General features: G+C 58.9%; 13 protein-coding genes, 1 tRNA gene and 9 pseudogenes. 10 read left to right on the top strand and 13 right to left on the bottom strand.

The genetic code is table 11. The features are described from left to right. The 5 genes from IAG25_RS40155 to IAG25_RS40135 all read right to left on the bottom strand — a co-directional run. A partial coding sequence (locus IAG25_RS40155; protein WP_187609778.1) for an IS701 family transposase occupies positions 1-393 on the bottom strand: 393 nt, incomplete at its 3' end. 47 nt (positions 394-440) lie between these two features. Further along, complete coding sequence (locus tag IAG25_RS40150) at positions 441-659, bottom strand: DUF4224 domain-containing protein (RefSeq protein WP_187609777.1); 219 nt, start codon at positions 657-659, stop codon at positions 441-443. Positions 660-695: 36 nt separating this feature from the next. After that, positions 696-995, bottom strand: coding sequence for a hypothetical protein (locus IAG25_RS40145; RefSeq protein ID WP_187609776.1), 300 nt, complete (start codon positions 993-995; stop codon positions 696-698). A gap of 21 nt (positions 996-1,016) precedes the next feature. Then, complete coding sequence (locus tag IAG25_RS40140; protein WP_187609775.1) at positions 1,017-1,202, bottom strand: hypothetical protein; 186 nt, start codon at positions 1,200-1,202, stop codon at positions 1,017-1,019. Then, a complete protein-coding gene (locus IAG25_RS40135; RefSeq protein ID WP_187609774.1) occupies positions 1,199-1,675 on the bottom strand; it encodes a hypothetical protein in 477 nt (158 codons plus the stop codon). Before IAG25_RS40135 ends, IAG25_RS40140 begins: the two co-directional genes overlap by 4 nt. 61 nt (positions 1,676-1,736) lie before the next feature. Here IAG25_RS40135 and IAG25_RS40130 point away from each other — a divergent pair, with 61 nt between their 5' ends. From IAG25_RS40130 to IAG25_RS40115, 4 genes and pseudogenes are all read left to right on the top strand, one after another. Continuing rightward, entirely contained in the window at positions 1,737-2,279 is a 543-nt protein-coding gene (locus IAG25_RS40130; RefSeq protein WP_187609773.1) for a 3TM-type holin, read from the top strand. Positions 2,280-2,578: 299 nt separating this feature from the next. Beyond that, positions 2,579-3,193, top strand: coding sequence for a hypothetical protein (locus IAG25_RS40125; protein ID WP_187609772.1), 615 nt, complete (start codon positions 2,579-2,581; stop codon positions 3,191-3,193). 374 nt (positions 3,194-3,567) lie between these two features. Next, a pseudogene (locus IAG25_RS40120) lies at positions 3,568-3,879 on the top strand (IS66 family transposase); the annotation flags it as partial. Positions 3,880-3,965: 86 nt separating this feature from the next. Beyond that, positions 3,966-4,172: pseudogene (locus tag IAG25_RS40115) on the top strand (IS3 family transposase); the annotation flags it as partial. Positions 4,173-4,451: 279 nt separating this feature from the next. Here the strand turns inward: IAG25_RS40115 and IAG25_RS40110 are convergent. Further along, a complete protein-coding gene (locus IAG25_RS40110) occupies positions 4,452-6,407 on the bottom strand; it encodes a pectate lyase family protein (RefSeq protein ID WP_187609771.1) in 1,956 nt (651 codons plus the stop codon). 1,394 nt (positions 6,408-7,801) lie between these two features. Here IAG25_RS40110 and IAG25_RS40105 point away from each other — a divergent pair. The 4 genes and pseudogenes from IAG25_RS40105 to IAG25_RS40095 all read left to right on the top strand — a co-directional run. After that, positions 7,802-8,125, top strand: a pseudogene (locus IAG25_RS40105) (ATP-binding protein); the annotation flags it as partial. A 199-nt stretch (positions 8,126-8,324) separates the two neighbouring features. Further along, positions 8,325-8,667, top strand: a pseudogene (locus IAG25_RS41930) (DUF2303 family protein); the annotation flags it as partial. 25 nt (positions 8,668-8,692) lie between these two features. Further along, positions 8,693-8,989: a DUF2303 family protein gene (locus IAG25_RS41925; protein WP_309244026.1), complete on the top strand. Its 297-nt coding sequence runs from the start codon at positions 8,693-8,695 to the stop codon at positions 8,987-8,989. Positions 8,990-9,672: 683 nt separating this feature from the next. Then, positions 9,673-9,867, top strand: a complete 195-nt coding sequence (locus tag IAG25_RS40095) for a hypothetical protein (protein WP_187609770.1) — start codon at positions 9,673-9,675, stop codon at positions 9,865-9,867. A 24-nt stretch (positions 9,868-9,891) separates the two neighbouring features. Here IAG25_RS40095 and IAG25_RS40090 read toward each other — a convergent pair. Continuing rightward, a tRNA-Arg gene (locus tag IAG25_RS40090) sits at positions 9,892-9,968 on the bottom strand. Between the two features lie 324 nt (positions 9,969-10,292). On the opposite strand from IAG25_RS40090, the gene IAG25_RS40085 reads away from it, so the two are divergent. Beyond that, positions 10,293-11,336: an IS110 family transposase gene (locus tag IAG25_RS40085; protein WP_187609769.1), complete on the top strand. Its 1,044-nt coding sequence runs from the start codon at positions 10,293-10,295 to the stop codon at positions 11,334-11,336. A gap of 371 nt (positions 11,337-11,707) precedes the next feature. On the opposite strand, the pseudogene tnpC reads toward IAG25_RS40085, so the two are convergent. The 6 genes and pseudogenes from tnpC to IAG25_RS40055 form a co-directional block, all read right to left on the bottom strand. Beyond that, positions 11,708-12,955, bottom strand: a pseudogene (gene tnpC / locus IAG25_RS40080) (IS66 family transposase); the annotation flags it as partial. A gap of 69 nt (positions 12,956-13,024) precedes the next feature. Further along, a pseudogene (locus IAG25_RS40075) lies at positions 13,025-13,944 on the bottom strand (IS3 family transposase); the annotation flags it as partial. An 83-nt stretch (positions 13,945-14,027) separates the two neighbouring features. Then, positions 14,028-14,590 (bottom strand): annotated as a pseudogene (locus IAG25_RS42560) (transposase); the annotation flags it as partial. An 87-nt stretch (positions 14,591-14,677) separates the two neighbouring features. Then, positions 14,678-16,570, bottom strand: coding sequence for a sensor histidine kinase (locus tag IAG25_RS40065; protein WP_187609768.1), 1,893 nt, complete (start codon positions 16,568-16,570; stop codon positions 14,678-14,680). After that, positions 16,567-17,292, bottom strand: a complete 726-nt coding sequence (locus IAG25_RS40060; protein ID WP_187609767.1) for a response regulator transcription factor — start codon at positions 17,290-17,292, stop codon at positions 16,567-16,569. The genes IAG25_RS40065 and IAG25_RS40060 overlap by 4 nt, the downstream gene beginning before the upstream one ends. A 422-nt stretch (positions 17,293-17,714) precedes the next feature. Further along, positions 17,715-18,156 (bottom strand): annotated as a pseudogene (locus IAG25_RS40055) (transposase); the annotation flags it as partial. Here IAG25_RS40055 and IAG25_RS40050 point away from each other — a divergent pair. Further along, positions 18,152-18,522, top strand: a pseudogene (locus tag IAG25_RS40050) (IS3 family transposase); the annotation flags it as partial. The pseudogenes IAG25_RS40055 and IAG25_RS40050 overlap by 5 nt on opposite strands. Positions 18,523-18,738: the final 216 nt, after the last annotated feature.

The raw sequence follows: 18,738 nt of genomic DNA, 5'->3' as shown, positions 1-18,738 counted from the left end.
CACGGCCACCTGGCAGTTATCCTGTTTGCCCAGTTGCCCACAATATTGCCGCGCCACCCCAACTGAATGCTTCCCCTTCTTCGGGAAGCCCGTGTCGTCAATGATCCAGTAAAGGCCCTTTGTCGGATCCATGTGCGGCAGCACCCAGCGACGCACTTGTTCGAGTAACGCGGCGTCAGACCATTCCGACTTCGACACGAAGTGATGAAGTGATTGGTGCCGCGCACTCACGCGCTGAGGTTCCAGATGTGCTGCCAGCGGCTCCACGCTCTTGCGCCGGATCGGCAGCATCAAGCCTTGGCAATAGCCAATCAACCCGGAGTGGCGATCGCTATGCCCGACTGCCTCACATAGATGTTCCAGATACTCGTCGAACGACGTCTCCCAGTCCATCACTTCCTCATGCAAAGGATGAAGAAGCTTCCATAATGCCATGCGTTTTATGACACAGTAAGATTAGGGGCCTGACCGTTGGATAATATACCGGCGCGCTTGTCCATCAATGCCTGGAAGGTCGCCCAGGTCATGACTGGGCTTCCGTCGCCGCAGCGCACGACGCGCAGGCCGAATTCTTCAAGAAACCATTCGGCCTGCTTGTTCGATGTCTTTTTGCCGGTCACGCGCGCGAGGTCTTCGGCGCTCATCAAGCGATCGCTCACGTTTCCTCCTCTCGAATAATCAGCGAGAGCGCGAACTCAACATAGCGGTATGCGTCGATCGTCGCTGCCGCGCTTCCACATGACTTGTGCGACGGGCGGTTTATCTGCGGTCGGGAAATGTTCGCTGCGCAACCACCGATACCGCTCCGCATCCTTCTCCATCCCCGCGATTCGCTCGCGCAGCGCGGCGATCTCGGCGGAGGGTGCGACATGCTTCGCAAAGTCTGCCAGCGCGTCTCGATCAAACGTCCACCAGTGGCCTGTCGGCTTACCGTGCTTCTCGGCGATGTTGGTAACGGACGTCACGATTGCGGCGTGTTCGTTGAGTTCAAACATGGGTTCTCCAGGATGAGGTTGTTATTTCCACTTCTTCAGCCGCGCATCGAGATCGCGGATACGCGCGACGACGCGGTCGGGCAAGAGCAGAACTTTCCCGTCTTCGATCGCGGCGAAGGCTGGACGAAGCAGCTCGCGATCAGCGGCCGGGATTTGCGCGTCGCGGAGACGGCGCAGGGCTTGATAGAGGGGGCTCTCGACGGTCACTCGCTCACCTCCACGCTGAGCGCGCTCTCGACGATGTGCCGAATTAGCGCATCGCAGATTCGAGCGAAGTCCGCCTCGTGATAGAGCTTCGCGGACTTGTCCGTCGCGGCGTGCGCGAAGCCGAGGCTCGCAAGGCCATCGGCGGTCATCGTGATCGGCGCGAGCCGCTCGTTGATCTGGCCGAGCCGTGGAGTCGGCGCACCGGACGGGGCGGCGATGACCGGCGCGACGCGCGTAGGAATCGGTGCTGGCTGCATCGGTGCCGATACGATCGAGACCGGCTCGGACGTCTGCTGTGCTGCCGCCGCTTCATCTGCATTGCGCTTCGCTTCGCGTTCCTCCTCCTGCTTCTTGTGCTCGGCGAACCGCGCACTTGGAGTGACGGCATGAGCACGTGGCGAGGTATTGCCGGTGTCATCGTATGCGCCAAGGAAAGTGCGACGCTGCTGCGGAAGGCATGTTGAACTCCGCATGGGCTTCTCAGGTCAAGGGCCGGTCGACTCGACTGGCCGATATGATGGGCAAGGGGGCGTGATGGATTGGAAATCGATACTTGGCGGCGTAGCGCCGACGTTGGCGACCGCGCTGTCTGTCGTTGGCGGACCTGCGGGCATGGTGGCGGGTGCAGCGCTGCGCGCGGACAGCAGCGCGGTGCTCGGGCGCGAAGATGGTACGACTGACCAGGTGACTCAGGCAATCACCGCCGGGCTGTCACCGGATGCTATCGCGGCACTGCAGAAGGCCGACAACGACTTCAAGGTGCAGATGGCCCAGATCAGCGCTGCGACTGTGCAGAAGGAGATCGAAGCCGCGTCGAGCGCGATTGGCGACGTCAATGCAACGATGCAGGCGGAGGCGAAAGCGGACCACTGGCCGACGTACACGTGGCGACCGTTCATCGGCTTTATGTTCGGCCTCTACGTGGGCTCGCTGTTCGTGCTGCCGCTGTTCCATGTCCAGCCCGTCACGCTATCGGCAGACATGACGCTGACGATCGCAGCAGTGCTCGGTGTGGCATCTTTCTTCCGCGGTAAGGCGCAGGCGGATCCGCGCGTGCGGGCGGACGGTAGGGGGTGAACGAAAAAAGCCAGCAATTAAGCTGGCTGCCTCTTGCCGATACGCTGCCGCGATGGCACTCGGGCAATCGCCTCGATCCCAGTATTCTCCGCACGGGCAGGATCCCAATCTTTCGAAGGCAAACGACGGTTTACCAAAGCTCCAGCTCTAATCGAACTGTCATAATGGTCTGGGTTAAGTCACCCACTAGCAAGCTGCACTCAGCAGCGCATCCACGATAGGTATAATTTATGACAGTTACAATTAATACGCTCTCACGGGCCCTCTCTACGCCGGGTGGAGGGTACGAGTCTTGTAATTTGAAAAGTGCGCAGATCGCCAAAGGTGGGGCGAAACGCGCAGACTTTGATGGAATACGATTCGTTCTTCTCCAGATCCTCACGCTGGGACGTTATGGCGCAGCAATGGCTGACCAAGCGGCTAGGAAACAAGAAGCTCTTGAGAATCTGGTGGTCGATCTTCACGCGAAGCTAGCGGAAAAAGAAGAAACTCAAAGCGAAATTTCCGTACAAGTCGAAGGACACGACCTGTCGATTTCGCAGCAATACGACGGCTTCGCGCCCTACCTGAGTGTGAGTTTCCGGGGGGAGAATTTGCGAATTGACGGTATGACTTTTGAAACCTTTGAAAACTGTCTATTTAACGAAATTCACCTAAATCGAAGCGAAACGTACGATACTTACTATCGGTCGGCGGAACTTTCGAAGAAATTTCAACCTATCAGCCAAACCCCCGACGACTTCGACGATTTCGGCGCCACCTTCAACCAGGCTGGATTCGTCAAATATTTGAAGGGCGACGATTTCGACGCCTTCTCCAACCAGGCTGGATTCAGCAAATATTTGAAGGGCGACGATTTCGACGCCATCTTCAACCAGCCTGCATTCCTCAAATATTCGAACCGCGACGATTGAAGGCGTGTGGGCGGGTAGCTACACGGTAACCAGCACCACTGCAATAGAAAAGCCACCTTCGGGTGGCTTTGTCGTTTCTAATAAGGGGCATGCAGAGTGTCTGAAACCCGCGCAGAGACCTGATTAAAATGTGCGCAAAATATTAGAAGTGATTCGGCGGGAAGCCTTATTGGAAAAGGCTTTGGATTGATTTTTTATTTTGAGCGCCGAGCAACTGCACTGGCTGCTCGAGGGGATCGATATCGACGCGGCACGTCGTCATCCCGCGCGACAGTATCGACACACGGGTTGACGTATCCATGACGCTTGAGTCGGGCTCGCCGTTACACATTCCGTAAACCCACGCACCCGGCGATTTCGCTATGGTGAGGGTCATGTCAGCCCCTGATTCCACCGCCGGTCTGCCGCCCGAAGTGCTCGCCTACATCCGCGAGCTCGAGGCAAGTAATCGGGACTTGAAGGCACGCGTCGAGCAACTCGAGGAGCAGTTTCGCCTCGCGCAACTCAAGCGCTTCGCGCCGAGCAGCGAGAAGCTCAAGGATCGCGTGTTCGACGAAGCCGAGCGGCTCGCCGCGGCGGCACCTGTCGAGGACGATCCGGACGGTGTCTTCGCGTTGCCCGATAGCAGCCTGCCTGCCGTGGATGCGCCACCCCATCAGAAGCGGGGGCGCAAATTCATCGCTGCCTAAAGCGCTATATCGTCAGAGAACTGTATCCGCTTATTCTGGCCGACTTGGCCGATTCCGCCCGACCTTCTTGACATAGGAGCGTCAACGCGCCGATAAAAAGCCTGTGGGGATCGCTCAAGCGTGCCCGCATTCTCGGTCATCGCTTTGCAACGCGTCGAGAAGCGATGGACGAGGTTATCGACTGGCTGAGCTTCTACAATCATTCGCGCTTGCACTCGACGTTAGACTACGTCAGCCCGATGCAATTCGAGCAGGACTGGTACGCCGCCCAGAACCAACGGGTGGCATAATCTCCGCTCAGTTAAGGGATCCGGAATTCGCGGGCAATGTCAGACATCGATGTGCCGGAAACGTCGATTTGTGGAGCGCGACGCGGTAATACGCCGCGGGCAAGTCGATCGTCTTGAAGCTTGCTGCTTTCTTGAGTGCCATGCGGCCTCCTTTTAGGATTGCGTTCCGACGACGGTTCCGTCCGTGTCCGTGACCGGCGCGCTGTTCTTAATGCGCAGCCGTTGCGAGCTATCCACCCACACGTAGTAGCTGCCCAGCTTGAAGGGGAGCGCCCCGTTTCACCCGCTCGAGTAAGTCGGCAACTTCTCCATCAACAGCCAGCGCCCTGTCACTGCGTCGAACATCAGCGTGATCGCCGTGGTATTGGAAGTGAGCGGGTAGCTGTCTTGGGCCGCGATGTTGCCCGCACTGTTCACCGTGACCGTGCGGCTGGCAGAAGCCGAGCGCAGTACGATCCAGCGGCCATCAACCCCACCCTTGATCGTCGATAGAAAGTCTGTGGCCGCCGAACCTTCGGTGTCGACCGCCAAGTACGTGCCGGTGTCGGGAATCGTGATGGCGTCGCTTGCAATGGTTAGCGTCGGCGCACGCGGCGTGACGACCGTCCGCGCAGCAGGCAAGAGGTTCGCGAATGCGGGCGTTTCGTTCATGCGATCGGTGCGCTTCCAGCGTCCCGCACTTGAGCTCTCCGAGACTACGTCGAACGCGTTCGGCGTGTCCGTGGTGGACGAGTCCCATCGAAACTCACCATCCGGCGCGCTATCGAACTCTGCACCTGCATTCGCGCGAATCGACGCTGCAAATTCGCGCCGCAGATAGCTCGACGCAGGAATCGGTTGCGGCACGAGGGTAAAAGAGATCGCCGGGATCTTCTCGGGATGAAACGATGCGAGCGTGATGCCATCCGCTGCAATCGTGTCACTCGTGTAATCCACCACACCCGGGCCGTCGGTCGCACCAGTGCCGCCGCCCAACGGGACCTGAGCCGTAAGCACGGCATCGCCGCCGGACCAGCCCGTGCCCTTTGTCGACATGAAATAGTCGCCACGCGAGATCACCGCGCCGCCCGTCGCCGTCAGAATCCCGTACGTGGCACCCGTCGTGCCATCATCGCGGTTTTGCTCGCACAGCCGGTGGATGTTATTGACCGAGTCGACGAATGTCTGAGAGACCACCTTCGGTTGACGCCGCCCCACCGAATCGAAGTAGTTCTGATACATCGTCACGAACAGCTTGATTGCGTCAGGCGCCGCCGTCGGGCACCATGCCGGAGGGTTCGGGTTGTAGCACGCGAGCGAGCCCAAGAGTATGCCCTTGTCGTGCTGGCGGATCAGGCAGCGCGAGACCGTTACCCGGCACGCCGAAAGCATTTCAACGAGCGTGGACATATCCATGCAGCCATCGCCCGCGTATCGGAACGAACACTGATCGATCCACACCTTGTCGACGGTGTCCGGTGTAATCCAGATACCGTCGCGCAGCGTTACCGTTGCGCCCGGAACCCAGCTGAGCTGCACACGACGAATGATGACGTTCGAACAATTGATGAGCTTCACGCGCGTCACATCCGTCGGCGCCCAGATGCGCGCGTTGCGGCCCGGCGCGTCGATCGTAATGTTCGACGGCACGATGATTTGCGCGCCCAAATAGACATCGAACACGCCGCGCGGATGGAACACCACACGCCCGGATCCCGCGGTGCGTACCTGGTCGAACGCCCACCGTAGCGAGCCAGTTACCAAGCTGTCGTCGCTCGTGTTCGTCACCCAGTAAATCGCGCCAATGCCGCCGCCGGTCGTGCCCGCGCCGGCTGCGTAGCCGACCATGGTCGAAAGATCCGCCGACATCGTGTCGGCCTGCGCGCGCGTGTACGCGACGGATTTGGTTCCAAATGAGAATTCCCGAGTGATGCCCTCCGCGTAGGTGAATTTCCCGCCGCCGACATCCGAGAAATCGAAGATCGCGTTCGTATCGGTCGACGGGCTCACGACGAGCGTCAAACCGGTTTTCCGGGTCCTGATCTTCATGCCAGGCTTCAGATCTGCTGGAAGCGCCTGGAGCGAACTCACGTCGTCCACTTCGATACCCACAGTGTTGACGAAGTTCGTCGCGAGTGCGCCCGCGAGCGTCACCGGCACACCCGGCCCGTAATATTGGCGAGGCGCGATGATCGACGTCGGATAGAAACCCGGCGGGAAGTAGACGGACTCTGAAATGGTAAACGCCTTGTTCATTACGTCAGTGTCGTCGCCCGTCCCATCGCTTCGGGCACCGAAGTCTTTCTAACAGGAATTCGGTTCTGGTTCAGCGACTGGACGCGCGGCTTGAGTGTCGCCAATCTAGATCGGGTCATTGCGCTGTAGAATTTCTCGGCCTTCACTAGATGATGCTAGCGTCGGCTCATCCATAACAGAACGAGATAAACAATGGCCACATTTATCGTCGGTTACGACCTTATCAAGAAGAGCGAGCACGATTACAACAACCTCATCAATGCCATTAAGGCGTATCCCAATTGGTAGCATCACCTTGATTCGACGTGGGCGATCGTGTCGGCTCAAACAGCGGTCCCAATCCGGGACAACCTTAAGCAGCACATCCATCGAGACGACAAGTTGCTGGTCGTTCAGTCCGCCCGTGTGGCGGCATGGTACGGCTTCAATGCTGAAGGGGCGAACTGGCTCATTACCAACGTATAAAGCGAAAAGTCCGCACGGCGCGAACCGGGCGGGCTTCCCATAAACATCGTCGAGCTCGCTAACTCAACAACTATAATCATGCAGTCAAACGATATTCCAAAAATCCCAGATCCACAACCCGTGTACCGTGCGCCGAATCGCAAGGATCACGACAAGCGAGTTCCGACTCGGACGCCGTCTGACAAAGCGCCGCCTAACGCCAATAGAATCCGTTAGCCGCGTATTAGAAGATGAGCGGACTGGCTACTGCCGCAAGGCGTAGCCGGTTCAGCCATTGAGCGATCGCCTTATTACGCGCAGTTGCTCCATTGATTCTTTGCTGGAAGCCTTCCAACTCGCCTCTTTTGAGACATTGAACACCGGCGGAATCGGTCGCGCCATCAAGCACTTCCAAACCCGCAAGCCACTGAGAAAAAAAGCCAGGCGGTGAGCGCCGTAGCGCCCGCGGTGAACGGCGTCCAGCTGCCCTCTTGTACGCCTTTGGCCGCATAGGTCAGCCCTCCAGCCATTCCCGCCAAAGAGAGAGTCGACGTACTCCCGGAGTCCTTCGCTAGGTTGTCGGCCGCACGTATCGAATGCTACGCCGTCGTGCGCTGCGTCCGAAAGCGATCCCGAAAAGGCTCACTCATGACCGCTTATCATATAGTAGTCCTTTTTTTGTCGTGACGATGGTCGCGACGATCGCCCTGGTGCGCGGTGCGGATGCCCGCGCTAAGCGTCACTTCGAAGAGATCGAGCAACGCAAGAAGCGCATCCGCTGGCCGGCAGCGCAATGAAACGGTTCCACTGCGTACGGAACGCCGCGGCGAGATCTAGGCGTGACAGGTCGGAGAGGCAGCCATCGAATCCAACTACACGATCGGAGGATCGGATGAAAAAGGCAGGTCCGCTGCGGTGATGAAGCGCACCTTGATCCCAGCTTGCGTTGCTTGCCGATGAGCCGTGAGCAGGCCAACCTGTTCTTCCAGGTGATCGCCAAACGATACGAGCGTGGCAGTCTGATCGTGACCAGTAACCTTCCGTTCGGGCAGCGGGACCAAACGTTCGCCGATGACGCAACGCTCACTGCTGCCATCCTCGGCCGACTATTGTATCACGCTCACGTCGTGGCAATCCAGGGCGAGAGCTATCGACTACGCGACAAGCGGCGCGCCGGACTGGTTATGAAGAGATCGACTACAACAAAGGAGAACGCCGCCAACGGAATGCGGTCGGCACCGCAAAAACACTGCAACTCGGTGTATCAAATCTGAAGTGCCAATGCAGACTGAACTGTATCAATTCCTGAGTGCCGTTGACACCGTCTCGTTCGGCTAATCGTCGCCCTCTCTGCTCTACCTCCAAAACCAATAAGGAAGCGTCACGCTCCAGAACTTCACTGGCGAGAAAGACGTCACTGCCCTCCTCGCCGCAGGCGTCTCGCTCGCAGACCCGAAGAAGAGCCCTGTCACAGACGGCAAACCGTTCGTGATCGTCCCGGAAGGCTTCAAGACTCAAATCGTCGAGGACGTCTTCGCAAACCCGAATCGCACATCCGGCACGGTGAAGCTGCGCGATGCGGCGAGCTTCATCCAGTACTTCAACCGTCAGAAGCGCCCGGAAAGCCTGATCTACGCGTCCTTGGAACTGACGCGCGTACCGCGTCGAGTTCCCGGTCCCCGCCTCGCGCGAGTGGAAGACGTGGACTGGCAAGGATCGCCAGCCGATGAGCCAGCTGGAGCTCGCGGAGTTGATTGAAGACACCTGCCCGACATCGTCAATCCTGATGGCTCGACGATGTTCAGCGTCGCGCTGAACTTCGAGGCCAGCAAGGAAACTTCGTGTCGGCCGCTCGCCTGCAGGACGGCAGCACAAACTTCGTCTGGAAGGAAGACGTGAACGCTACCGGCAACAAGATCGCGATGCCCTCGCAGATCACACTGAGCATCCCGGTGTTCGAGAACGGCGCGCCTTATTCGATCGAGGCCCGCATCAAATACCGCACCAAGGACGGCGTGCTGAAGATCTGGTACGAGCTGGTCCGCCCGCACAAGGTCCTCGAACTCGCGTTCCGCGCTATCTGGACGCAGATCGAGGAACAGACATCCACCAAGATTCTGCTCGGCACGCCCGAGTAACTCCTCTCATCAACCACTGCGAAAGCGGGCCGGCGCTCAATCCGGCCATCTGACTTGATATCGTTGCACGCCGCTTGACCATGATGGGTCATCTGATATGGAAGTCCGGCTTGCAGCGTCATCAATTCAGACCCCCCGCTCTCACGGCGCATGCCTTGAGGGCGCCTCGAGCGATGAAGCGCAGTAGGCGTGAAATCGTCGGGCTGCGATTTCCAAGGAGAAGCAATGATGAGCATCGGTTAGTTGGCTTTATAGGATCAGATCAACGACCCGGATAAAGGGGAAACAAGGTCACACGTTCTGATCAAGCGCTACGAAAAGGAGATCGAACGACAAGCGCTGGAGCGCTCGGCGCATCTTTGCGAAGAGCATAGCGCCGCGTACATGACGAACGTGCCCAGGCACGCCACGAGAAAGCGCGCCAACGCCTTCCGCGTAATGATCGAGAGCGCGTCGAACGACGGGACGAAGACATGACCAGCCACGAACGGCTTATGAAATGGCGATCCATGGCCAGACTTTACGGCAGAGACTCTGTCCCCTGCGCCTGGGGAAGCATGGCAAGAAGCTGAGCGTATGGCGTTGGAGCGCTGCATGTCCATCCTTGGATACCCGCCGCATGAGTATTACGCGAAGGCGATTCGTGATCTGATCAAAGACGCGCCGAGTGAGAAGGAGCAATCGTGAGCAAAGCGATCATCGACACAAAAGGCCGCTATGACAAGCACGGCGAAATCCGTTATATGACGCGCTCCGGTGAATATGTGATGTGCCGTCGCCCGCGATGCATGCCGTTCGTGCTTTCAGAGAAAGACTGGAACACGCTTCCTAACCAGCCTGAGTCGAGCGCGTCGAGCAAAGAGGGAGGTGGTATCTGATGGGCTGGATCTGCTGACAACGTATGGCACGGCAGGAGGGACTCGAACCCCCGCCCCTCGGCTTAGAAGGCCGATGCTCTATCCAGCTGAGCTACTGCCGCACATGAACTAGGTGGATCATAACTCACCGTCAGCCGCGCTGGGCCAGCCAAGTCCGCAGACTCGGGATCATTTGCGAAAGTTGATTCGCAAAATCGAAGAATGCACGCGCGCCTGGTCGCGCGGATCAAAAGCGAGACCGCACATCCCCTTGAAAAACGGCCGCTGACACGTCCACGGGTCGCCGCCGTTCCAGCCGTTCGGATTCATCCTCATGAGCAGCGCATTCTCGTAATGTAATGGACTCCACCCACCCCGACGCCACGGCACAATGCGCCGATCGGGTGACGAGCGGCGTCGAACCCGTCTAGGATGAGGAATCCATCATGACCTGCGTTGCTACCGTGATTGGCCTGGATATTTCGAAGAACGTGTTCGTTGCCGTCGGGCGTGAAGATCAGGGCCGCGAAGCGTTCAGGAAGAAGCTTTCGCGACGTCAGGTACTGACCTTTTTCGCTCGCGCGACCCCGGCGAAGGTCGGCATCGAGGCCTGTTCTGGCGCCCACTACTGGGCTCGGTCGCTTGCCGGTCAACGTCACGATGTTTGCCTGATCGCCGGACAGCACGTCAAGGCATATCTGACCGGCAACAAGAACGACGCAAACGATGCGGCAGCCATCGCAGAAGCCCGCCGCCGCGCAATGACGAAATACGTTCCGTTGAATACCGAGGCGCAACAGGATTTGCAGATGATGCACCGGGTCCGGCAAAGTTTGATCGAGCGTCGAACCGGTGTCATCAACCAGGATCGAGGGCTGCTGGGCGAGTATGGAATTGTGATTGCCACCGGCGCCCAGACCTTTCGTCGAGAACTGGGAGCGATACTCGCCAGCGATGCGCATGGTTTGTCCGCGTCGGCGCTCGACAACTTCCGGGATCTATCTCACCAGTTGGACGATCTGGAAGAACATCTCGCCCAGTACGACAGCCGTATCAGGCACGCAGCGCGCAGCGATGAGCGGGCTCGACGCCTGATGGAGGTGCCCGGCGTCGGCGTCCTGACGGCAACGGCGCTGCTGGCGTCCCTCAATGACGCGTCGCCCTTCGACAGTGGCAGGCACTTTGCCGCCAACATCGGACTGGTACCTCACGAGCACAGCACGGGCGGTCGGCAGCGCCTGTTCGGCATCACCAAGCGCGGCGATCGCTATCTGCGCATGCTGCTGATTCACGGCGCGCGAAGCGCGTTGCAATGGGCGCATAAGCGAAGTGACCGAATCTTGCGGTGGGCTGCAGACCTTCAGCAACGCAAAGGCACGAACGTAGCCGCCGTTGCACTGGCGAACAAACTCGCCCGGATCGTCTGGGCGCTGCTCGCACACGGTCGTCACTATGAGTCAGCGCACCTCGCCGGCATGACGGCGCGCTGAGCGCCGCCCTCGAGAACGTTTGAAGTTCTGCCACGGTTGCGAAGGAACGAGAGAAAGATGCACAACTGGTAAAACCAGCGTCAGGAAAATCAGGTTAGCGTACTGGCTTCTGAAGCCGCTTTCGTATTTGGACCCTGACGTGCGCACTGCATTGTGGCCAGAGCATCCCGGTGCTCACCCGAAGGCCGGATAGATACGCGCAACCTTTACCCAGTCGTTCATCGACGATCGTCCCTTGCAAAACGGGTGGAGTCCATAGATACGCTAAGGCAATGTTGAAACGGAGGAAGCATGCCGATCAAGCCTGAGAACCGCGGCCGCTATCCGGCGGACCGGAAGGAGATTCGCGCCTCGATCCTCGCGCGCGCCGGTAGCGCTTTGCCGAAAGCACTTTGTGGCAACACAGCGTGCAACTGGCGCAGGAGCAGTTCCTCGATTTGCGCGAGGGTCACACGACTCTCGCGCTGTCTCACGAGCAACCGATCCGTTGCCGTCATGTTCTGGCAGCGCGATTCGATCGCAAAGAGCTGCCCGATCAACCGAATGAAATCGCTGACGGGGTGGTCGCGACCACGCTGCGTCTTCGGCAGATTCTCTTCCGCCTCGATCATGTAACGACGTGCATGCGCCCAGCAGCCCAGATGCACCAGCTGGTTGGTGTCGGCGACATCGTTGTACGGCTCGTAGCCGTCGGTCATCAACGCCGCGCCGGGTTTGATGCCAGCATAGAGTGCTGCCGCCTGTGCCGCGCTGCGCGTCGGGCTGTAACTGAATAGCCGAACGGGCGGACCAGTGCCGCTCATCTGCGCCCACATATACCTCTTGCGTTGTGCAGCACGGCCCGGCTCTTTAAGGACCTGCACTGTCGTTTCGTCGCCATAGACGATGTCGGCCTCGAGCAGGTGATCGCGCATCAGATTGACTAGCGGCTGCACGGCCGCACCGACACGCACTACGCTGGCTGCCAACGTGTCACGTGAGAGATCGCCACCGAAACGATGCAGCAGCGCGGCGATTCGATACAGCGGCAACGCGTCAGCGAACTTACTCACAACCACCCAAGCAAGCGCCGACTCGGTCAGTAACCCCTTTCGGGATAATACGAGCCGGTGCCGGCGTCACTTTGATGCCGAGGTCGCAGCAAGAGCATGCCTATTTGATTCGCTTATGCTGAATGACACGAACCTGCTGCGGCACGATGTCGAGTTGCTCGCTGATCTCGGAACCGATCTCGACCAGCGCGTGGCCGTCGTGTGCGCAGACGCGTTCTGATTCGGGCAATTCATGACGCACGATCTCGCGGGGCAGCATCGGGTCCGACCGCTTGCGCCCACGCCTCTTGCGTTCGTGCGCGCCGACCTCGATGCCCTGTTCCGTTTCGGTCTCTTGCGCTGGCTCGCATCCCGTTGCGGCCGCTTCTGCTTCGTTCAAGAAGAGGTCGCGCGATCGGCACCGCGCACTTCGCTCTTGGCGGCAAACAGCTGTCGCTGATAGGCCTTGAGCTTCTCGCGCAGCAGATCGCGTTCGACGGTCACCACGCGTGACTCGCCCTTCATGGCAGCGAGTTCTGCGCGCAGCGACTGCAGCTCGTCGGTGGGGGATGAGGATGGTGGCGGCATCGCCGGATTAGACCAGCGATGCTGGCTCGCGTTTCAGGTCACGCGCTGATAATAGCGCGTCGGATGCGCGCGCATCGCTTCGATGTCTATGCCGTCGTGTCGCATCAAACGACGCACAACCTTCTCCGAGATGAAGACCTGTTGTCTGATCAATGCCGAGCGAATTCGACGATAACCGTAGCAACGGTGATTGAGTTCGAAAATGTCCGCGATGACGCGACGCGCGTCAGCATTCTTGTCAGCAACCAACAGCCGTGCACGGTGATAGAAGTAAGAACTGCTGGCAAGAGCCAAAGCGGCTAACAGCTTCGGCAACGCATAGGTCTGTTTCAGGGCATCAACCAGCATCGTCTTCTCCCGGTTGCTCAGGAGCTGCGGGCTGATGCCCATCCCCTTTTTATCAGTTCGTTCGCCTTCTTCAGACTATCGTGCTCAAGCTGCAGCTGTCGGATGTCGCATCGAAGCGATTCGACCTGTTGTTCCAGCTCCGCACGCTGATGGTCTGATGCTGGTTTCTTTTTGCGTTTCATAGATGCCGGAACCTTTCGACCGAGTAGCTGATTCTTCCAGTTATACAGCGTTGGCCGGCTCACACCGGCTTTCTCGGCAACCACGCGTGCGCTTTGGTCTCTGGTGCACAATCCAATGACTGCTGCCTGCTTTACCTTTTGTGATTTTGGAACGCTTCCAGCGGCTCGGCCAACATTACGTTTTTTGATTTCTGGACGCAATTCTTCGATCCAGGCCGCGAGCGTCTCGCGACTCGGATAACCCAAAGCCCTCAAAGTTGCGGCAGCACAGCGGCCATGACTCAAATAATGATTGACAGCCACCTTCTTCTGCTCATCGGAATACCTCGGCCTTGAACAAACATAGCCCGCCCGTAGATCGTGGCACTGCTCGTATTCGCAATGCCAGGCCTTGAGAGAGTACTTGGTCGGATAGCCCAACTGCCGAATGGTAGCTCCGATGCGCTTGCCGAGCTTCAACTAAAGTCGAACCGCTCGAATGCGATCTTCGAATGAGAACATGAACTACCTCCAGGTAGTCCAAGATTTTGTCCGCACCCCCTCTTTTTCTTCGGCGCGCCACGTGCCTGAATGAACAGCATTCGATAGATCGTTCTGTGTGACACGTGGAAATCCTCGTTGCTCGGCCACGTCCGCTTTAGCCATCCGGCGACCTGCCGCAGCAACTACTGCAGCTGCAGCTTTGCGGCCACGATCTTTGCCAGCGCCGGTTTCGTGACCAGCTTACACACCTTCGGGCGCAGCGCCCGCTGCCAGGCAAGCTGGTCGGCGGAGTCCGCCCGATAGCCTTTCTCGCCGCTGTTGAGCTTGATCTCACGGCAGATCGTGGAAGGCGCTCGCGACAGGCGTCGTGCGATCGACTGGATGGACTGATCTGCCGCGAGACCTCTTGAGATTTGTTTGCGCTCGGCGAGCGTGAGCGACCGCTTCGATCGCCGTCGCGGCGGAGGCTGAATTCCTCCAGTTTGCGCCAAATTCCCGCTACGGATGAATGATGGCGATCGAACAGCTGCGCGGTACGCTGCAGCGACTCGCCCGCACGCCAGTGCTCCCACATAAGCGCCTTCTGGCTCTCACTGTAATAGATTCGGCGTCTTTGTTTCATCGCAACACTCCCGCCGCTTACGCAGCGTTCATTGTGTTGCATCGACCGGTTGAATCCGCCGACCAATAGCGGGTGGCGGCGAGGTGGCTACGGCAAAACTACCTCCACCGTCAGTCCGGCACCTTCCGGAGAGCGCGCGGCCATGACGCCGCCATGCGCTGCGACGATGCGCTGCGTGAAGTGGTAGCCCAAGCCGCTGCCCTTCTTTCCCACGGAAGAAGCAGCGCGGAAATAGGGCGTGCCGAGCCGGGGAAGTTCGTCCGGCCCGACGCCCGGTCCGTGATCCCTCACTTCGATGCGCAATCCTCGTTCGTCCCGCGCGACGATGACCTCCAATGGACTTTCCTCCGGCGAGTAGCGCAAGGCGTTCGTCAGCAGATTACCGATCGCGATGTTGATTAAGGTCGGATCAAGCCAATGAGTGGCGTCGTCGGGCGATAGCCGCAGGATGGTACGTCGCTCCGCCGCTTCGCCTTGTTGGCGAATGGCGTTTTCAAGCAGTGGACGGATAGCGCACAGCTCCCGCGACAGCGCCAGACCGCCGTTTTCGAGTGCCTCCGTCATCAGGAAGTTGTCGACAAAGCCGGATAGTGTTGCCACATTCGCGCGGATTTGCGACAGGCGCTCCGCCGCTGTCTGCGGCAGCGCGGGCGTTTTGAACACGACCATCTGCGTCGCCCTGTCTATAGCGGCAAGCGGATTGCGAAACTCGTGCGACAGCATGGCCACGAAACGCCGCTGTTCCTCGGCTCGCTCGGCGGCGACAGCGGCTTCCCGCTCGGCCGCTGTCTTGTCCTGCTGCAACTGCCGCAACCGTAGCGCTAGACCAAAGCTCATAACCAGCACATGAATCAACGGTGCAATCTGGTAAAGATGGGAAGTAACCACGTCTTGCTGCAAAAAGCCTTGATTGGCCGCGAAGTTGACAAGCGTGCCGAGCGCCGGGATGACGAAAGCAACAAAATAAAGGAGCGGTTCAACACGGCGACTGCGTCGCCAAAAGACCAGTGCCAGTCCCAAGCCGGCAAAGAAATTCAGGCTGTTGAGGACATTCGCTAGCTTGACGACGTAGAGCAGCGCGGCCGTTACCAGAAAGGGCATTAATGCGAAAGGCAGCAACCCGAGGTTGAGAAAAATGGTGAACCGGAACAGGCGATGCACGCGAGGAAAATGTTGCCGCAAATCGAGCAACCTGTCCCACATCAGCGCGATGGAAATCGACCCGCCCAGCCAGCCGATGCGCGGAAGGGCGTCGCTGAACCAGGATTGATGCGAAGGCAGCAGCACTGGCAAATAGCCATTGGTCCCCAAATGGAACAGCGCCATCGAGGCCACATACCCGGCGTAGGCCGCCATTGCTGCATCATGCAGCCGCGCGCCGAGAATCGCGTAAAGCAGCACGCCAATGAGCAAGATGCCGAAATACGCTCCGCGATAAAAATTTTCCTTCGTCTCATTGGCGACGAATGCGCTGTACTGCCAGAGCTCGGCGCTGACGTTGATGGCGTTGGTCGTGCGTACGCGGAAGTAAATGTCGGTGACTCCGTACGCGGATACCTCGACCGGGACGGCGAACAGACGGGTTTGCAAAGGGCGGTGTTCGTACGGCCGATGATAGCCCAGTTCATATTTGCGAAAACCGCCGTCCGGCTGCCTGACCCAGATATCTACCTCCTCCAGTTCCGGCATGCCGATGGATAACACCCAGCTTGCTGGGGCGTCAGCCACGCGTGTGAAGGCGACGCGGAACCAGTGGTCGTTCGTGCCGTAGCTCAGGCTACGAAAATCCGGCAACCGCGTGAAACTCTCCTGCCTGACCGCATCGAAAGACAAGGATCGGCCTTTATCCTCGAAGAGTTCCAGATGCCCCTTCAGTGAAACGTCAGGCATTTCTTTCGTCAGCTGCACCGCTCCGGCCGGAAGCGCGACCAGAACAATCCATAAGGCTACTAGCAGCCGGCCGACGAGCCACCAAATCATGCCGCCACCTCGCACAGCCCGAGAAACGTATAACCCTTTCCGTAACTGGGCCGGATGGGGAGATCGACACCGCACGCTTCCTGCACTTTGCGGCGCAGACGGCTCGCCGTGTTGTCCAGATTGCGCAAGTTGGACAAGGTGGGCGGCTTGCCCAGACACTTCAGCAGCGTATTGCGCTCGATGACCTGCCCCGGACACTCGAACAGCGCCGCCAGCAGACCTACCTCGGCATGCGTCAACTCCACGGCAGTGCCGTCCGGCGCCGTCAATCGCCAATGCCTGGCGCGCAGGCACCACGCCCCGTTACTCGCGAAAATGGCCGCATCTTGAGCACCATTGCTGTGGTGCCGCTCTAGCCGCAGCAACAAGCTATGACAGGCCGCCTCGATCACCTCCAGAGAACTGCGCTTGGAGAGGAATACATCGGCACCTGCGCTCAGCCCCTGCGCATGATAGTCGTTCGAGTCGAAAGCCGTCAGCATGACGATGCCGGCCGTATCCTGGGCACGCACCCGCTTGGTCACCTCCAACCCTCCGACGCCCGGCAAGGCCACGTCTAGCAAAAGCAAATCGAAACGCTGTGCCGGCCAGACTACGAAAAAATCCTCCGCACTCACAAAACCCAGCGCGGAAAAACCACGCATCCTCAAAAATTCCACAAGATCGGCAAGCAGACAAGGGTTGTCTTCCACAACCGCGACAAGCGGGATGAGCGAACGCATGGGCATCCAAATGAAAAACGACGGATAGGCACAATTTAATCAAAATCATTGTAAGCGATGATTCCCGCACACCCGACAAGAAATTGTTCGCACGGACCGGGCAAGCGTAGCCGCATTGCGACGGTTGCGATTAATCAGCGATGTCTGCGCCAGAGTGGTGAGCATGCGTGGTGCCCAGCGTGCTGCCGTGGATTCAGCCTGTCATCCGGCCTGCACCTATTCGCGCTGCTTTCGGGCATAGTGGAATGGCAGCAAGTCAGTTCCATCGCAGCAGGCCGCTGAAACGCACTCGATCTGAAGCGGCCTCGCTCCAGTCACAAGGCTTTCGCCGCGAATTTTTCGCATTGTGCAAGCCCAATGCAGCTTAAGGTCCTTTTTGGGCGGTTTGGGCCGAATTTCTGGTTTCATTTTCGCGCTTACCGTCACGATGGACGGACTTGAGCCAAGGATCGCAGGCGCACGAGATTATAGGCGGCCATGTTCAACACGAACAAATGATCCACCTTCTTCAACCCGCGCACCATCGCCTGGCGCAGGCGCCCCACGGTCTTCGCCCAGCCGAAGCCTTCTTCGATCCGCTTGCGTTTTGCTGAGAAATCGCGTAGTCAACGCTCGAGGCAATCGAGTCAGCGACCGCCGAGCGCCGTCCCGAGATATTTTGCGCGACGTGCGGTGTGACCTTCATCTTGTGGCAGGCCTCGATGAATTCCTGTGCGTCGTAACCCTTGTCCGCACTAGCGCGATCTCTACGCTCCCATCCTATACTGCTTGCCGCGCGTCGTTGATCATGATCTTGGCCGCTTCACGCTCGGCATACCTATCAGCGTATGTGACACGCGCGTTGACTACCAAGCCATGCCGGTTAACGACGGACTCGAAGCACAAGCTGCCGGTCGCTGAGAATCTGCTGAAGCGCAAATTTAGGCCGACGGCGCCTAATCAGGTGTTCACCTCAGACATCACGTCCATCCGGAGCGACGAGGGCTGGCTGTATCTGGCGATCGTGCTGGACTGTTCGACCGGGAAGTTGTCGGCTGGTCGATCAAGCCGCGCATGACGGCGGACATCGTGATTGACGCGCTGACGATAGCGTGGTTCCGACGTCGGCCTGAGCCCGGCGCGTTGCATCATTCAGACAGGGGTAGCCAGTACGCAAGCCACGACTTCCAGCGCAAGCTGACGGAATATGGCATGCGCTGCTCAATGAGTCGCAAGGGAGATTGCTGGGACACTCAGTCCAAAATACGTCTTGAACGTCGGACCGATCTGACCCGTGCTGGGATTGGCCGGGCTGCCTTTGCATTGACCTGTCGATCGGGCTCCCCGGCGTTTCCCGAGCATTGCCGGGCCCAGCGTTTGTGACCTGATAGGAGCTTTGTCCTGCACCGTGAGTGTCCTGTCCAGCGAATGGGGTTGGCGATGCGCCCACCACGACGGAAACAGGCA

This window comes from Caballeronia sp. EK (genome assembly GCF_014384845.1).
In the GTDB taxonomy this organism is placed as follows: domain Bacteria; phylum Pseudomonadota; class Gammaproteobacteria; order Burkholderiales; family Burkholderiaceae; genus Caballeronia; species Caballeronia jiangsuensis.
Note: the sequence above shows the minus strand (reverse complement) of the source record. Positions and strands in the feature narration are given on the sequence as shown.